Annotated in this window: 14 protein-coding genes; 8 read left to right on the plus strand and 6 right to left on the minus strand. The window is 53.7% G+C overall.

Translation table 11 applies throughout. The annotated features are described in order from the left end of the window. Window positions 1-98: 98 nt before the first annotated feature. Window positions 99-1,184 carry an ornithine cyclodeaminase gene (locus tag PYL13_RS16730; protein ID WP_275642397.1) on the plus strand — a complete coding sequence of 362 codons (1,086 nt, stop codon included), beginning with the start codon at window positions 99-101 and terminating at the stop codon, window positions 1,182-1,184. 23 nt (window positions 1,185-1,207) lie between these two features. After that, the gene (locus tag PYL13_RS16735) at window positions 1,208-2,554 is read left to right on the plus strand and encodes an MmgE/PrpD family protein (RefSeq protein ID WP_275642398.1); all 1,347 of its coding nucleotides are present in this window, start codon (window positions 1,208-1,210) and stop codon (window positions 2,552-2,554) included. Between the two features lie 2 nt (window positions 2,555-2,556). Here the strand turns inward: PYL13_RS16735 and PYL13_RS16740 are convergent, their stop codons facing one another. Together PYL13_RS16740 and PYL13_RS16745 are read right to left on the minus strand one after the other, a co-directional pair. Next, entirely contained in the window at window positions 2,557-3,954 is a 1,398-nt protein-coding gene (locus PYL13_RS16740) for an amidohydrolase family protein (protein WP_275642399.1), read from the minus strand. Continuing rightward, window positions 3,944-4,720, minus strand: coding sequence for a winged helix-turn-helix transcriptional regulator (locus tag PYL13_RS16745; RefSeq protein ID WP_275642400.1), 777 nt, complete (start codon window positions 4,718-4,720; stop codon window positions 3,944-3,946). The genes PYL13_RS16740 and PYL13_RS16745 overlap by 11 nt, the downstream gene beginning before the upstream one ends. Window positions 4,721-4,936: 216 nt before the next feature. On the opposite strand from PYL13_RS16745, the gene PYL13_RS16750 reads away from it, so the two are divergent. From PYL13_RS16750 to PYL13_RS16765, 4 genes are all read left to right on the plus strand, one after another. Further along, window positions 4,937-5,491, plus strand: coding sequence for a hypothetical protein (locus PYL13_RS16750; protein WP_275642401.1), 555 nt, complete (start codon window positions 4,937-4,939; stop codon window positions 5,489-5,491). After that, entirely contained in the window at window positions 5,475-6,194 is a 720-nt protein-coding gene (locus PYL13_RS16755) for a LuxR family transcriptional regulator (RefSeq protein WP_275642402.1), read from the plus strand. Before PYL13_RS16750 ends, PYL13_RS16755 begins: the two co-directional genes overlap by 17 nt. A 156-nt stretch (window positions 6,195-6,350) precedes the next feature. Continuing rightward, window positions 6,351-7,007 (plus strand): acyl-homoserine-lactone synthase, encoded by a 657-nt coding sequence (locus PYL13_RS16760; protein ID WP_275642403.1) that lies wholly within the window; start codon window positions 6,351-6,353, stop codon window positions 7,005-7,007. Between the two features lie 111 nt (window positions 7,008-7,118). Continuing rightward, on the plus strand, window positions 7,119-7,829 hold the full coding sequence (locus PYL13_RS16765; protein ID WP_275642566.1) for an autoinducer binding domain-containing protein: 711 nt from the start codon (window positions 7,119-7,121) through the stop codon (window positions 7,827-7,829). Window positions 7,830-8,199: 370 nt separating this feature from the next. Here the strand turns inward: PYL13_RS16765 and PYL13_RS16770 are convergent, their stop codons facing one another. Then, window positions 8,200-9,102 carry a nucleotidyltransferase and HEPN domain-containing protein gene (locus tag PYL13_RS16770; RefSeq protein WP_275642404.1) on the minus strand — a complete coding sequence of 301 codons (903 nt, stop codon included), beginning with the start codon at window positions 9,100-9,102 and terminating at the stop codon, window positions 8,200-8,202. A gap of 255 nt (window positions 9,103-9,357) precedes the next feature. On the opposite strand from PYL13_RS16770, the gene PYL13_RS16775 reads away from it, so the two are divergent. Then, window positions 9,358-10,275 carry a LysR family transcriptional regulator gene (locus PYL13_RS16775; protein WP_275642567.1) on the plus strand — a complete coding sequence of 306 codons (918 nt, stop codon included), beginning with the start codon at window positions 9,358-9,360 and terminating at the stop codon, window positions 10,273-10,275. A gap of 62 nt (window positions 10,276-10,337) precedes the next feature. Here the strand turns inward: PYL13_RS16775 and PYL13_RS16780 are convergent, their stop codons facing one another. From PYL13_RS16780 to PYL13_RS16790, 3 genes are read right to left on the minus strand one after another with little or no spacing between them, the layout of a single operon-like run. Beyond that, a complete protein-coding gene (locus PYL13_RS16780) occupies window positions 10,338-13,598 on the minus strand; it encodes an error-prone DNA polymerase (RefSeq protein ID WP_275642405.1) in 3,261 nt (1,086 codons plus the stop codon). Continuing rightward, window positions 13,595-15,109 (minus strand): DUF6504 family protein, encoded by a 1,515-nt coding sequence (locus tag PYL13_RS16785; protein WP_275642406.1) that lies wholly within the window; start codon window positions 15,107-15,109, stop codon window positions 13,595-13,597. The genes PYL13_RS16780 and PYL13_RS16785 overlap by 4 nt, the downstream gene beginning before the upstream one ends. Continuing rightward, entirely contained in the window at window positions 15,027-15,785 is a 759-nt protein-coding gene (locus PYL13_RS16790; protein ID WP_275642407.1) for an ImuA family protein, read from the minus strand. Before PYL13_RS16790 ends, PYL13_RS16785 begins: the two co-directional genes overlap by 83 nt. Window positions 15,786-16,475: 690 nt before the next feature. Here PYL13_RS16790 and rctB point away from each other — a divergent pair. Then, window positions 16,476-16,865, plus strand: coding sequence for an SMa0974 family conjugal transfer regulator (rctB, locus tag PYL13_RS16795; protein ID WP_275642408.1), 390 nt, complete (start codon window positions 16,476-16,478; stop codon window positions 16,863-16,865). The last annotated feature ends 81 nt before the right edge of the window (window positions 16,866-16,946 follow it).

Below are 16,946 nucleotides of genomic sequence, written 5' to 3' on the forward strand. Positions count from 1 at the left end.
AAATGGGCGCTGTTGCGTAAAGTATAGCTAATATTGGCTTTTTTTCCTGCCGTTTCCTGCTGAAATCTTCCTGTCCAGAAAATTGGGAGGGAATGTGAATGGCTGGAGGATTCATAAACGCGGATCTATCAAAGGTGCCCTGTTATTCAGCGGCGGAGATTGCCGCCAACGGGGCATTGCTCGATGGCAGGATTATACATGACGTAGCAAAAAAGGCATGGGAGGACGTTGCGCTCGGCCACGCCTATGGCACAAAATCGGTACTGTCGATTCCTCCGGGAGAGCTTAGCGGGCATCCGCTGTTTTCAGACGCAATGTCATTGGAGGAGCGTCTCGGCTGGAAACTGTCCTGTCTTTCGAGTGTCAATGGTCGATATGGTGCCGTGAAGATCGTTGGTGCAAACGCGCTTAACCGCCAGCTTGGACTTGCGCGATCGCGCTCCACGATCACGCTCCTCGACAAATTTACTCTTGTTCCCCTCTGCCTTCTCGACGGGACTGAAATATCGGCCGTTCGAACAGCGAGTTATGCGACGGTTATTCTGGAGCGTTTCCTCGCGCCATGCCGTGATTTATCTGTGTTCCTGTTCGGAGCTGGCCCGATTGCCGAAAAGATCATCCTGGCGTTGGACAGATGTCACGGAGAAAAAATCGCACGAGTGTTCGTACGCAGCCGCACGAATGAGACCGCAACACGGCTTGCTGCTTCGACTGCGGAAAAGGTGGCGTTTGAAATCATGCCGGTTCTGGACAACCGCGATTTGCGTCAGTGTGGTTTCGTCATTACTGCATCGAACGCCAAAGCTCCTGTATTTGAAGCCGATGAGATCGCCAATGCAGTGGTTCTTCATCTGGGCGGTGACGAAACCCCTTCAGGTCACCTCGAACGGGCGCTGAGATGCGGAGCTGTTCTTTGCGATAATGTGGAGATGGTTTCGCGCCGTGGCTCACAAAGTCTTGCGCTCCACTTTGCGCGATGTGGAACGACGCTGGAGCAATTGGCGCCCCTGCTCGGCATCCGGCCAATCACAGCGGCTGGGGACTTTTCAGAAATCGCGAAGGAACAGCCAGTTCACATAACCTGCGTCGGTTTGCCTATGCTGGACCTTTATGTGGCGGCCCACGTCTATGAGGCCTTGGCAGGCGTCAAAATCGATCAGAGCGGTGGCGCGCTCACTGCATAGACGATCCTCTAGGGAGTTCCATCATGTATATGACGCGATTTCTTGCAGACTGTATAGCCGACCGTGTCTTTCACACCGCGCCCGCTGAGGTAAGGAATAAGGCGCTGTGTTGCCTGCTCGATGCGCTAACATCGGCGCTTGCGGCACAAGATGTAACGGGATCTGCCGGTGCGAGACTCGTGGCGATGAGTGTTTTTGGAGCAGGAAAGGCCCCTCTCTGGTTCTCTAACGACCGATCGACGAATGTGGGCGCCGCCTTCGCCAACTCTGCTTCGGTTTGCGCTCTTGATTTCGATGACGGTCACCGTGCGGCACGCGGCCATCCCGGCGCGGCGGTGATACCTGCCGTTCTAGCGGAAGTTGCGAACGGAGTAGTCGACCCGAACGATCTTGTGGCTGCAATCATTGCCGGCTACGAGATCGCCGTTCGGATCGCAGCCGCACAAAATCCAGAGAATATAAAAAGCCGCCAAAGCGGCCTTTGGGCCGGTTACGGTGCTGTCGTAGCAGCAAGCAGCATCCGTCAGACCGCTCCCGACATGCTTGCACATGCCATGGCGATCAATGGCGTCTGGGCTCCTAATCAGGCGGCGAATGGAAGCTCGGGTTACGCGACGCTCACTGGAAATCATGCAAAAGAAGGAATTCCATGGAGCGTCGCCACAGGGTTGACGGCGCTGGAATTGGCTGAGGCTGGCTATACGGGACCGGAAGATATTCTCGATCACCCATCTCATTTCGATGGGCAGCGCATCAAAGACGGGCTCGGTATTCGGTGGGAGATATTGGGGACCTACTTCAAACCCTATTCATGCTGCCGCTACATCCATCCTGCGATCGACGCAACCATAGACCTTATGCAAAGCCAGACCCTACGATCAAAAGACGTGCTGTCTGCAGAAGTCCGTACATTTCAATGGGCGCAGAGATTGCAAAATAAAATCAGACCGAAAAACCTGGTCGAAGCTCAGTACAGTTTGCCCTTCTGCTTGGCCGTGGCCATCCGCCACGGCGCGTCTGCCCTCGCCCCGCTCAATGAACAGCTCCTCTGTGATCACGAGGTCCATGCTCTCGCCCACTCCGTTACACTGGTCGTGGATGATACCATCGATCAGAAATTTCCAGCAGAAACTCTGGCACAGGTTAAATTGACGACTCCATCAGGTGATGTGACATCGGCCATCGTAAGGGCGCGCGGAGATATCAGCCGTCCGATGTTTTGGAACGAGCTCACGACAAAGTTCTGGCAGGTTTGCAACAACAGAATGAGCGCGGTGCGCAAGGATGCGTTCCGCGCAGCAATTGCGCAGCTCGAGTGCGGCGATCCTCTGCCGATCCTAAAAGAAATTGTGGGGGCAATAAATCCATAGTATCAGCCGACTTGCGTCGCCCCGGAACCATTCACACCGTTGCTGATGATGGTGCCGTTCCAAACAACGATCTTGCCACCAATCATAACATGGCGGACCCGACCGAAGTTGACGTGATCGACAATCACGAGATCTGCGCGCTTCCCCTTCTCAATCAAACCACGATCACCTGCCATTTGCGGAAAGGTGCGAGCGACATTTCCGGTCGCCAAAGCGATAGCTGCGACCGGAGACATCTGCTGCTTGCGAACAATGCGCTGTATTGCGACGAGGATGCTATCCCAGTGTCCGCCCGCATAATCAGTGGAAATTATTTCGACACAACCTTCCTCAATGAGAGCATCAAGATTGCCCGGGCTATTTCGCCAGCGCGTCTCGATACTGTCGAGTGTTGAAACATCGATAGTGACACCACGTTTTTGCAGTTCGCGCGCAAACGACACCGATTCCTCTGGAATGAACATGGGGTGGTTCGAATGACCCGCGATGATTTTTGCACGTGGATATTTTTCGGCAACGTCGATCAACCGTTGGACCGATGGGGTGGAGTTGTGAAAAATCGCGGGAAATCCAACGCGGGCGGCTTCCCTCGCTACTTCCTCAAAACCACGCAACGCAATGTCAACAGGCGGCATAACACTAGCGAGAATGATCTGACGGACCGTGCTTGCATCGCATACGTCGGATAGATGACACGCATCAAGTATCGCCTGTAATTCGCCATCGGAGACACCGTCTTCCGCTTTTAAATATCGTCCAACCACAGCATTGCGCAATTTGCGGGAGACAGTCGGCGAAATGTCCCGGCCGATCGCCCGTTTCATCGCATCGGGGATGAAACGATACTCCTGCGCCCCTCCGCCAAGCGTCTGGCCGCCCCCGACCTCGCCAAGGGCTTTGGCGCCCTGCGCCAAGGCGGAGTCAATGGATGCACTTCGATGCCTTTCAGACAGGCCGGCACCGTCAATCGCCAATGCCGCCGCGATATTGGAAGGGGTGTGAGACGTAGAAACATGAATATCGAGTGGATGAGCACCTCGCGGGGCGGCCTCGTCAGGCAATGCCAAACCGCACACATTCAGCAATGTCGTCGTGCCCTCAAGCAAATGCCTGTTTCTGTTCCACGCGACGGCATCCATATCGATTGGACATGATCCGCTGGGCATGGAAGGACCACCAATACAGCCGTGGGCATGTGCGTTGATGACGCCGGGTATGACAGTGTAATCGTTAGCTTCGATAACCTCGACCGCATCACAGCTTACGGGCACATGGCCTGGTTGAACGAATTCAATCTTGCCCGCTCGAACACCGATGGATGCACATTCAAGGAATGTGGAACCATCTCCTGTTATAACCGAGCAGCCGCGAATAATCGTATCTAATCCATCATACCTCATCCGATTTCTCCCTTAACCTTTCGGAAGCATCAATCGCAACGGATTGTAAACTGTAGCCAACTCCTCGAACGGTCCGGATGGGATTCGGCTGGCCTCCCTGACCGAGGCTTTTTCTCAATCGCCCCATGTGAACGTTGAGCGTTCGTTCCTCAACATGATGCCGACCGGGCCAAGACGCTCTAATGAGGTCCTCGCGCCGACAAATCTCGGTTGGCCGCCTCATCAGACAAGACAGAAGATTGAATTCGAGCGGTCCGAGATGAATGTTCCTGCCGTCTCGCCTGACCTCGTGATGCTCAAAGTCGATTTCGATACCGGCATAGGACATTTGTCCGGAAAGGGCCGCGAGTTGTATTCTATTGGATGCACGCTTGCGCAGGTGTTCCAGCAGCTTGATTGGTGCGAAAGGGCGTACGAAACATTCCTCAGCACCAGCGCGCTGCATGTCGACATATTGCCCTTCAGCTCCAGCACCAATAATTGCAAGCACGGGAACGCTGGCCGTCCGATGATTTCCCTTGATTCGAGCGCATGCCTCCACTGCGGGAAAAGGATCAGGTCTACAGTCGAGGAGAACAGCACGGACATTATGATCATCGACGAGATGCGATATCTCCTCAACGCCCTTGGCCATCCGGGTCTGATAGCCTTCAACTTCCAGGATATGGGAGAGAAGAAGAAAAAAGTCTGCGTCGACCGAGCCTATCAGGATCAACTCTTTCATAAAAATGCCCTCCGCATACAAAAGACCATTGATAATGGGCACTTTGACCTTTCCGCCGGTACAGTCAGATGGCAGGCACGATAGCATTTTTGCTGAATTGAGCCTTCTATGCGACTACTAGAAGTAGTAGTCGGAAAATATGATGATTTGCGCAAGGTTTCAAATTCGAGCTTTTGCCTCATTAGGAACCAGCGGAGGTTGGCGCAGACGAAGTCGGCTCAGCGCTGACATGAAGATCTTTACAAGCGGGACGGATAGTTGAATGGATTCAAGACAACAATGAGAATGGAAAATGCGGGAGCGGCTTCCGGTGCCATGCGTGTCGCTGGCATCATCCCCGTGGCAATATTTCTTTGTGTCTATAACACTCCGAAAGCACGGGCTATTTTTTTGAAATACCCAAAAGTGTCTCGCTTGGCCGGTCTCTTGCAATTGGAACCAACGCCAATGGGTACTGATTGCGATTTCTGTCAGCCGCAGAGGGCTCCTGTCCCACTTGGAACCGGCTGCCACTATCTTAATAATGCGCATGTTGCGACGGACCGTCGCGTCGTGGGTCAAGCAGCCAGTCTATCGGCACCTGAACGCGGAACCTTGACACAGCGGAGATCCGCATCCGTTTATCTTGGTGCGTTGACTACTCTCCCATTTTTTCGTCTAAAAAATTCATTGCCAACAAAAACAGAAAGTTTCCCCAGGGGCGCAGATTTGCAGCTCATTTTATTGATTGAGCGCCGCGATGGTGTTTCTCGCGTTGCTCAGCCAAGCCTCACGTCGCATCGAAAAGGGTTGCCAGATGAAAACAGAACCTGAAAATCTCGCCCGTATTATCGAGACTGTTGCGGATGCCCCCACAGTGTATGACGCTCTGATCGCGCTTCAAGAGATTTATAATGTCAGTTTCATCACCTACCATCTGACAGCAACCATCATCAGCGAACTTGATGCACCATTCGTGCAAACGACCTATGGGCCTGAATGGATCGCTCGGTATCTTTTAAAAAGATACGTCCATATCGACCCTGTGGTTCAGCAGGGTTTTTTACGGCAGCTTCCATTCGATTGGCGTGAGTTCGACATAACACCCGAAACGGCTGAATTCTTCGATGATGCGCGGCAGTATGGCGTGGAGGGCTACGGTTATTCGATCCCGATTACCGACAAGGCCGGGCGACGCGCGATTTTCTCTATTAATGCGGCTCGACCTACCACCTCTTGGGACAAGTTTGTTGCAGATAACCGGGCAGAGTGGATTGAGGTCGCATATCGGGTCCATTTGAAAGCGATCCACGAAATCCACGGCGGAAAAGATCCTGTTCCCGGTCTGAGCACGCGTGAGCGTGAATGCCTTTCATGGGTGGCGCGCGGAAAGGACCACAAGGATATCGCACTTATCTTGGGCATTTCTGAGCATACCGCGAGAAGTTATCTTAAATCGGGACGTACGAAGCTTGGATGTGCAACTATTTCATCCGCGGCGGTCCAGGCGGTGAAGTTCAGGTTGATTAACGTCTGATACTACGATGGATATCAAGGCTTCGACTCAATCCCTCGATATAGCTCGGCGGTCACACGCATCGGCAATACCCTCGATTGTATGCGCTCATCTGAGCAATAGGCGGCGGCGATAAACGGTGCATTCTTTCGTGCTTTACAGTCCGGAGATTGCCTCGTGTATTTGCTTGTCCAATCTTACCAATATCACCGCTATGCAGGCCTTTTGGAGCAATCATTCCGACTGCGGAAACGCGTTTTTCATGATCGTCTCGGCTGGCAGGTCAACGTCGATCACGACCTTGAACGCGATGTCTACGACGATTTGGGGGCCGTCTATCTCATATGGTGTGACGATGACGCCCGAACTCTCTACGGCACATTGCGACTGATGCCAACAACAGGGCCAACATTGTTGCATGACGTTTTTGCCCGAACCTTTCCGAACACGGATCTTGTGGCTCCGAGCATATGGGAAGGTACGCGGATGTGTCTGGATGCTGAGTTGCTCATGAAGGTTGCGCCAACACTCAGCCCATCGAGAGCTTTTGGCTTCCTCTTATTGGCTTTATGTGAATGCTCCATTGCACATGGTATCGAAACGCTGGTTTCAAATTATGAACCGCAAATGGCGAGAGTATATCGACGCGCGGGATTGATGGTGGATGAGATCGGGCGCGCTGACGGATATGGCCGGTTTCCAGTTTGCTGCGGGATCTTCGATGTCTGCGAGGAAACGCGGCAGCGAATGCAGACGGCGCTTCGAGTTACGCGACCTTTATATATACCTTTTTCGTCGGAACGATCGAACGCGATGGCAATGCCCGCGCTGTAAAGCTCCGACTTTGATGGGAAGAACCTCAAAACAAGAACCAGTCCGGTAATTGTCATATGATTTACCGGGCAGAACACCCAACTTAAAATTTCTGGATTGAAGACTTTGCTTATGAAGATTTGGCTACGCAAATTGATCGACACGACCTCCATGATGAAAAACAGACGGGCAACGACTGATCTGCTTGATGGCCTTACACGAGACTTGGGGTTCGATTGTTATCGCGCGACGATTGTGCGTCATACCGGACGGGGGAATTGCATGCTGTCCAACGCGCCAAGGGAGTGGCTGGACAAATATTGGCGGGAACGTTTCGAAAGGCTTGATCCGATTCCGACCCTTGCCCGCAAGAAAATGGAACCTTTTGTCTGGAGTTTCGAGCATGAACGTAAAGTCGCACGTGGGGCCAAACGGGTGTTTTATGTAAGTGCGCATGAGGCTGGCATCAGAGCGGGCATATCAATGCCGGTGGCCACGCCTTTTAACAATCTGTTCATATTCACTCTTTTCACCGGAGACGTCACTTTACCCCGCAAATTCAAACTTCAGCCTGTCCTGACGGCAAACGCAATGTCTCTGCTTTACGTCTCCATCGACACTACCGGAGCAGCATCGTCCAAACCACAGGACATCGAACTCACAGGAAGGCAGTCGATGGTGCTCAAATGGGTCGCAGAAGGGAAAACGACTAAAGAGATTGCGATCATCGAGAACATGACGCATCACAATGTAGATTTTCATCTAAGGAAAGTGCGCAAGATTCTCAAGACCGTGACTCTTTCTCAGACGACGGCGTTGGCAACGAAGCTGAAGCTGATTTGACACGCCCTTGCTCTGCAAACATCTCCGGTGATTTCGAGACGAAGGCCCTAGCACGCGCCTCCCTTCGTCGCAGCATCATCTATATGATGAAAACGCGTACTCAGTTTCGGCGACAATAAATTTGCGCGTTCTATCCCGAGATTTTGGTCATTCAAATACAGTTAGCCTGAGTGGTCGGCACGGCTTAAGCCTCCGGTGTTTTTCGGGCGGAGCTCATACAATCTACGATGGCCATCGGGAGCATCCGATGAGCGAACCTGCCCTGCCTACTCCATACGCTCGAGCTGGCGAATAAACTTTCGAAATATCAGGACCGATCCCGTCAATCCCTCGCACGCGGAATTGAGTAAATATCCTCGTCACAGAGGGTTTATATGCTGTGCCGAAGTTTTTCGATATGCGCCCTGCAGAGCGTTTCGATCAGGGTATGAAGTTCAGCCGTCCGTTCCTGAAGCCACGCAAGCGCCTCTTCACTGATCTCGAACTGTTTTGAATAGCGCGCCTTGACGTAGGCCTCGTTGAGGATGTTGTACCATGCGGTAAAGCGCTGGTGGTCACGCGGCCAGATATCGACCAGCCGCCGGTCACGATCCTCGGAAAGCCCGCGCAGGAATTTCAGATTGTGCGAGGGCGGAGAATAGTTGGTGAGTGTGAGGAGATAGCAAGAGTAGGCGGATTCGACTGCCTGGTGCAGAGTGAAGGCTGCAAGGTTGAGGTAGCCCGATTTGATGTAAAAGTCCGCACCTTCCAAGAAACCCATCGCATTCCGAAACTGCTTTTCAAAATGGTCCTCTGCCACCCTGAGCGCATCCGCTGGGCTGAGCGGCTTTGGTTCGGCCAGTGGTCGGTCATCGAACTCGTAGAGAATGATGCCTTCACGGGCGAGATCGACAAAGAAGTACTGCCCGTCATGCAAAAAATTGCTGATCTCGCGGGCGCCATGCACGATCAGACCAACAGGCGTTTCGATATCCTTATCCCACATCAGCCGGTCGGTGGCCTTGTCCCAGTATTTCGGGTCGGCCAGTTCCTTGTTGCTGACGATGACCAGAATATCGAAATCTGAACGATAGCCTTTCGAGGTATGCGGTTCGTCAACAAAGGTGCCGCGGGCATAGGAACCAAACAGGATGATCTTGTAGATCCGGCCGTCTTTCTTCGCATCCGACTTCGAACGCTCAACCACGCCAGCAAACTCTTCATGGATGATGCGGACGACCTTTTCCAGTTCGACCTGCTTTGCCTGCGGAAGATGTCCGATATCCGATTTCATCGCCTTCACCATCGATTCTTCTGAACCGTCAACTTAACCGAGATCGCTAGACCATTGCTACTCCACAATCTCGTAGTGGTTGCGGGGCGGTTCCTTTCGATCCTCCTACTATGCAGGCTTCAAAGAATCGTGGCAATCATTAATCACCGCCGGCTATCAATAATGCATCTGGACCAAGGAGATCGATGGCACTATCCTTCGATAAATAACTGGCCTCCTATGGCTCTGTTTGTACCTGTGACGGAAGGAACTGGGATGGATCTCCGCCAAATGAGCACGTTCGTGGCCGTCGCGGAGGAACTGCATTTCGGGCGTGCCTCGATCCGGCTCAGCCTCGCCCAGCCCGCAGTCACCGCCCAAGTTCAGGCGATTGAGAAGGAACTGGGCGTTTCACTTCTCATTCGTTCCACACGCCGCGTTCAGCTAACACCGGCGGGCTCCGTTTTTTATGAGCGTTGCGTCCAACTGCTTCGCGATGTCGATGAAAGCTGTGCAGTCGCGCAGGCGGTTGCTGGCAAGGCTGCCAGCAAGATCACCATCGGCACCATTCACCCGGCAACTTTCGGTCTGTTGCCTGATTTTCTTGCGCGCATCGGCCGACGCTACCCAGATATTCGCATTCATATCCGCAACGGCACGACGGAATCCATCGTGCGCGACATTGAGCGTGGACAGGTCAATATCGGTTTTGTTCGTCCACCGGAAAATAATGGCGCGTTGCGATGGCAGGCCATAACTGAGGAGCGGTATTTGCTGGCCGTCTCCAAAGAGAATCCTCTGGCTGAAGCGCAGACCATCACACTGGACGACCTGCGTCGCCAGAAAATCATCTCTTTCTCCCGCTCGAACCTGTCTTATACTGAGCGGTATTTTCTCGACACCTTTCGCGAACACGCACTTTCAGACCGGATCGCCTACACCTGCGATGATACCTTATCACTGATCGCGCTTGTCTCTGCGGGCGTCGGTGTGGGTTTCGTTCCAGAATGGGCTGCGAACCTTCCGAACAAAAACTTCCGATTAAAGCCGGTCGAGGAAGTCGATTTGCGCATCGGTCTTGGACTTGCATGGAGCAACCAGGACCCCACCGCCAATCGTGACGACGTCATAGAGATCGGACGACAACTTGCAGCCCAGATTGCGAAAGCGACCGGTCGTAAACAGCGCGAGTGAAAACCACAAACGGCACTGCCGTTGATCCCAATTGTAATGTGCACTTTGCACCTGAAGGGTCCCTAATGAAAATTCCGGCTCTTCACCTTTAATGTATCGATATGCAAATCGGGAATATAAATGTCCCTCGCCTGCACCGCTGGCTTCGGATTATCCCGAGGATCGGGACCTCCGCCATTCTTAACCTCGTCTCCGCGCCCGTAGGACAACGGAAAGTCACCATTTCGCTCTCCAAGGTTTCTAAGGTTACTTGAGAAATCAAACAGCTTCTGGGCAACGAGATGCACCACTTCCCCCTCCTTTTGAATCTTCCCATGGATGCCCATCATGCTGGCGGTCATCAACACGCGCCTCTGACGCTCGAACAATGAAGGCCAGACAACGGCGTTGACTATGCCTGTCTCGTCTTCCAGGGTCAGGAACATCACTCCCTTCGCGCTGCCCGGTCTTTGCCTGACCAGCACGAGGCCAGCGGTCCACAGCCACTTGCCATCTCGCTCGCCCATTGCTTCAGCACATGTGACTATGCGTTTGGCCTTGAGATCGTGGCGAAGAAAAGACAACGGGTGCGCTCTTAATGTCAGCCCAGTATGCGAATAATCTTCAACGACTTCCCTGCCCTCGGCCATCGATTTCAGGCTGACATCAGGCTCCTGCATCTCGGAAACTGTTCTCGCTTCCCGCTCAGCCGCTGCAGCCCACAGTTCCAACGGCTCATCACGCAATGCTTTGATATCCCATAGTGCCTGCCGTCGTTCGAGTTTTAGCGAAGGCAGGAATGCATCTGCCTCTGCCAATTTCACCAGAGATGCCGTTGGTACACCCGAGCGCCGCCACATATCGTCTGCACTCTCAAATGCCTGGTTGGCACGCGCGAGAATGATCTTGGCAGCATCGTTTTGAGATAGCCCTTTGACAACACGCATACCAAGGCGCACGGCGAAACGGTCAGTTCCCGCCATCGGCTCCATGGTACAGTTCCATCTCGATGAGTTCACACACACGGGACGAACCTCGACACCATGCTGACGGGCATCGGTGACGATTTGGGCCACGCTGTAGAACCCCATAGGCTGGCTGTTGATGAGTGCCGTGCAGAAGACATCGGGATGCCAACACTTTACCCATGAAGAGGCATAGGCAATCAGAGCAAACGAAGCCGCGTGTGACTCCGGAAATCCATATGAACCAAACCCCTCAAGCTGGCTGAAGGTGCGTTCGGCAAATTCGGCGGAGTAGCCGTTTTTCACCATACCACTGACGAGTTTGTCCTTGAACTTCGAAACCCCGCCTGTGAATTTGAACGTAGCCATGGCGCGGCGTAATTGGTCTGCTTCACCCGCAGAAAAACCAGCACAAACCATTGCCACCTTCATAGCACTTTCCTGAAAGAGCGGGACACCGAGGGTTTTGCCAAGCACGGCTTCCAGTTCGGGTGTCGGGTATTCAACCTTCTCCTTACCTTCACGACGACGGAGATAGGGATGGACCATGTCGCCCTGGATGGGGCCGGGCCTGACGATCGCGACCTGCACCACCAGATCATAAAATGTCCTCGGCTTTAACCGTGGGAGCATGGACATCTGCGCACGGCTTTCGATCTGAAACGTGCCAAGAGTGTCGGCTTTGCGGATCATGGCATATGTCCGTTGATCCTCCTGTGGAACATCTGCCAGCCCCATGGGAAGTGCTTTATGCTCGGCCAACAGTTCGAACGACCGCGCCATGCATGACAACATACCCAGCGCGAGGACATCAACCTTCATGAACTTCAAAGCTTCAATGTCGTCCTTGTCCCATTCCACCACCTGTCGATCATCCATGGCCGCTGGTTCGATCGGCACGAGATCGTCAAGCCTGTCCTGTGTCAGCACGAACCCACCCGGGTGCTGGCCAAGGTGCCGAGGCGCACCCATTAACTGGCCTGCGAGGTCGAGCGCCAGTTGCAGCCGATAGTCCGACGCATTCATGTTGTTTTCTTTGAGTTGCTTCTCGCCGACACCATCTCTGGACCACCCCCATATGCCAGAGGACAACTGGCCGATAAGGTCTTCAGGTAGACCCAAGGCTTTTCCTACATCACGCAGCGCACCCTTTGCCCGGTAGCGCGTGACCGTGGAACAAAGAGCCGAACGGCTACGACCGTAGGTTTCGTAAATCCACTGGATGACCTCTTCACGTCTGTTGTGCTCGAAGTCCACGTCGATATCCGGCGGTTCGTCGCGTTCCATGGAGGCGAAACGCTCAAAAAGAAGATCAGAGGTTTCAGGGTTGATCGAAGTTATCCCGAGACAGTAGCAGACGGCAGAATTGGCAGCCGACCCACGCCCTTGGCACAGGATGTCTTTGGATCGGGCAAACCGCACGATTGAATATACCGTCAGGAAATACGGCGCATATTTCATTACCCTGATCAAATCGAGTTCGTGCAGGATCGCCTTACGGACTTTTTCAGGGATACCCTCGGGATATCGATCCGCAGCTCCCTCCCAAGCAAATTTCGTCAGCGATTGCTGGGCATCTAATCCTGGAACCATCGCCTCTTCGGGATACTGGTATTGAAGTTCGCTCATGTCGAAACGGCAACGGTCAACGATCTCGCGCGTCCGAGCCAAGGCCTCTGGATACTCGGAAAACAGACGATGCATTTCCTCTGGTGCTTTGAGGAAACGATCCGCATGGCGCTCACGGTCGAAACCGACATTGTCGATTGTCGTGCGGTTTCGTATGCAGGTGACAATATCCTGAAGCTGCCGTCGCGACGGATCATGGAAAAGGACATCGTTTGTTACGACTGTCTTCACTTTGTGGCGGAAGGCCATGTTCGACAGATTATGGAGGCGAAGTCTGTCGCGTGGTCTACGACGAAGACACAAGCTTACATAGGCACGGTCACCGAAGACGGCTGAAACCCTGCGCAACTGGCTCGCATACACATCATCCGCTTCATCCGGGAGCAATATCGCAATCAGTCCGTCGTTATAGGCTTCGACATCGGTGAGATCGAGGATGCACCTGCCCTTTCCTCCCCGGCTCTTTCCCAACGACAGCAGGCGCGTCAGGCGCGAGTATGCAGGACGGTTCATTGGGTAGACAAGGATCGACATGCCGTCTGCAAGGTCAAGACGACACCCTACCACCAGGCGAACACCTGTTTTCTTTGCCGCTTCCCAAGCTCGGACAATGCCCGCGAGCGAATTACGGTCGACGACACCGAGCGCATCAATTCCGAGTTCGGCAGCACGCGCAAACAACTCGTCTGCACTGGACGCACCACGCAAAAATGAGAAATGTGTCGTGACCTGAAGCTCGGCGTAGTTCATCCGAATACCCCATGTACGAACCACAAATGCGAGCCAGTTTCGGCATCTACGCCATCGCCGGCACGGTAGACCCAGTACCGCTCACCTGTCTCATCTTCGACAACGAAATAGTCTCGCACTGCCTGACTTTCTCGTGGCCTTCGCCACCATTCTCCGAACACCCGCTCAGGACCGTCAGCGCGTTTGACGCGTCGACGTTTTCCCCGCCAGGTGAAAACCGCAGGTGGTTGGTCCGGGAGCAGAGCAACGACTTCGATGCGTTCCGGATACGGCAAAAGTCTTGAGGGCCGTGGCCATTTCGACGCCCAGTCAGCACCCGTCTCAAGGGCAGTCGGCGCGATACGGAGGACGGACCTTTCCGGGACATCGGACGCAACTGGCGTCATCCGATACAAACGTTGTCCTCGGTTGCCGAGAATGTCCACAAGAGGCGTAATGTCAACGACCTCTTCCTCGATCAACGAAGACGCCGTTTGCTTTTCCTCCAAGGGCTCGGCCATGATTGCGACAAGCACCAGCTTCTCGATACCAAAGCCGGGGTCGATCTTTTCGATGCGATCACACAAAAGCTTGGAGAGACGTGCCGGATCGCGGACTGGTTTGGCGAGCCCTGCACGCAGGCACTGGCGCGTATTGTCAACACGATGGATTTCGAGGTCGGATCGTCGCACACCAAGACCACGTTTCTCCAGCTCACTGGTCAATTGCGCCACCAAGCGGCGAACGTACTTTTCGATCGTCTCGGCAGCACCGATTGGTTCCTGAAAATTACGAAAGACCTCGACAAGTTCTGGAGTTCGAATTGGCTCGATCGGTTCAGCAACCCGGCCAAATAACTGGTCCAAACGTCGTGCTGGCTCAGGGCCAAATCGAAGGGTCAATGGCGCTCTCGGCATTGCCGACAGTTCTCCAACCGTCTCCACACCGAGAACGCGAAGACTTTGAATCATGTCTGCGGGAAGTCGAAGACAGTGGATAGGTAGACTAACGACTGCTTTTTGGACTTCACCAATGGGCACGACTGTCGTTTCGGTGGACGTTAGCCTGGCAATGGCATGAGAGGTTCCCCATGTGTCGGATACGGCCGCACGCGCAGTTAGTCCTCGAGCACGCAGCATGTTCACCAGACCGGATATCAGCATCGCTTCACCACCACGAAGATGGTCTGCGCCCTCGGTATCCATGACGATGCCATCACAACCATCGACGGCAACTACCGGGCTATACTGCCTCAGCGCCCAAAGAGCCAAGCGTTCGAGAGCGGCTGCATCTGCTACGGGATCAGCGTCAATCAACACCAGGTCAGCAATCACTGCCTGGGCTTTGCTAGCCGACATGCCAACACGCAGTCCAACTTTTCGAGCCGCTGCATCTGCAGCAGACACCCATCGTTTTGAGCCGGACCTGGATATTACCACCAGTGGTTTTTCAGCCGGCACGGCTCCCTCTCCATGTCGACGTATTCGATCCGTCGACAGAAACGGGAAGTAAACAGATACGACCCTCGGCATCACAGGCTCCTAATTCAAACTCAGCACACTCGCCTGCTTTTACTCTTATCAATTCGGCCAACCATCGCGCCCTTCCGACGCCTGCGACGGGTAAGTGCTCAGATGGCAAAACACTGATCCGCCATCTCGTCGTTGAAGCTGTTGGACTTCCATAATCTGAGGCTTCGTTCTGTCGTCGCCATCGTCGAACGACGAGCCCCAAACTGCCCGTTTTCTCGGCCGCCAGGTGCAGGCGGCGGGATGCGGTCATCGGAAGCCGGACTAATTCTCCAACGACGGCTCCAAACCCGCCAAAGGAAAGTCCCTCCTCCATCGAGGCGAGCACATCCTCATCCTTGTTTCCCTCGCAGTAGATCACCCGATCCGGATGAAGTCCGGCTTGCGAAACCGCCGGGGCAAAAAGGTCAGGGCGCGTAAGGCACCAAAGGATTTTTCCCTTTGATCGGGCGGCGATACCCGCTGCGAACAGCGCGGCCGCCGCACCGTCAACGGTACCTGCGCCACCACCTGCGAACTCATGGATAGCACCAAGGGCTATCCCACCGCCTGGGAGATGGTCGTCTATCTGACGAACACCAAACGGTAACGTCACAGCCTTATGCGCAGAGCCACCTTCGAGATGAGCTATACTTTCCCTCAGGTCATCGATAACTCTCGAACTGCGCGCATACGACATCGTCCGCGGACCGCCTTGGCTCACGTTGGAACATGGACTTCATGTCCAGAATTGCTAATGTTCTTCTTTTGTTCTTTTCCTGAATATGAGTCAAGCACATCGAATTCGCCACACAACCAGCTTTCGGGCATTTTTTCGCGGAAACATGTGCTGAATCAGCAAGGTAACGATTGTGTGGAAAATTTATTTCGTAAGGCTTAACTGTCAGTGCCCCCACAAAGACGACCCGGTTAACGATGTAAACTGCGTAGAACCCTGCAGCTCTGAACGACTTCAGAGAATTATGATTGTCCGGCGCGCTTTGATCTCGGCATCCTCTCGTGCCGAAATTCAAACGCTTTATCCCTGTGTCTGCCAAACGCCCTGTCCATGAGGATCGCTAACAGTCACCGCCTTTTTATTAAAAACCCCAATAGCAATACCCTCACATGAGGGCACAGTTTTGAGGGTATTTCGCACGATCAGCAGCAAATGCATGCTGCCAACCACATCATATTGGAGTCATCATGTATCTGATCACCCAAGCGTCCGGATACCGAAGCGATGTGCGTTCTTGCCCAACTGACGCCGAAGACCGGAACACCAAGCCTCTCCACACATCAACGCACTCACTAAACCGAGCCATTCTGCGCTCGAACTGGCGCCATTCTTCGGCGCGAACGGAAAGAAAACTGTAACGGCAGAGAAATCATGACTTACCAGAATGCTACTGAGGCCTTTGTCGCCTTGCAACCCGCACCGTATGTTGTCGAGAAAATCTGTAGGTGGAACCTGAAGGTCTGCCTGTCGATTACCGTACGCGAGGACGACCGGCTTTTGGACTTCGAGGATGGATGCGCGATCATCAGAGTAGTCAAGGATGGCCTGATTTTTCGGATTTCCGCCAGAGACCTGGTCACGTTCTACGGCATTCGAACGCTGATAGAGGGAAGCTTGGGCAAGCTCCCGTGTGGTTCCATCCGATCAATTGAATGGCTGCCAGCGCAAGGCGTTCCATTTCGGGCAATCTATGAACACCTCGGCGATAGATTTGGACACAATACGAATCCCGTAGCTCTGCCGGATCAACAGAGAAGGTGAGCCCGGACATCAAACGGGATGGCGCAATTCTGTGTTTTGGCTCTTCATGCCCTCCAGCGACGGCCGACTTTCGATATTGGG

It is taken from the genome of Agrobacterium sp. Azo12, assembly GCF_029193765.2.
Classification (GTDB): domain Bacteria; phylum Pseudomonadota; class Alphaproteobacteria; order Rhizobiales; family Rhizobiaceae; genus Agrobacterium.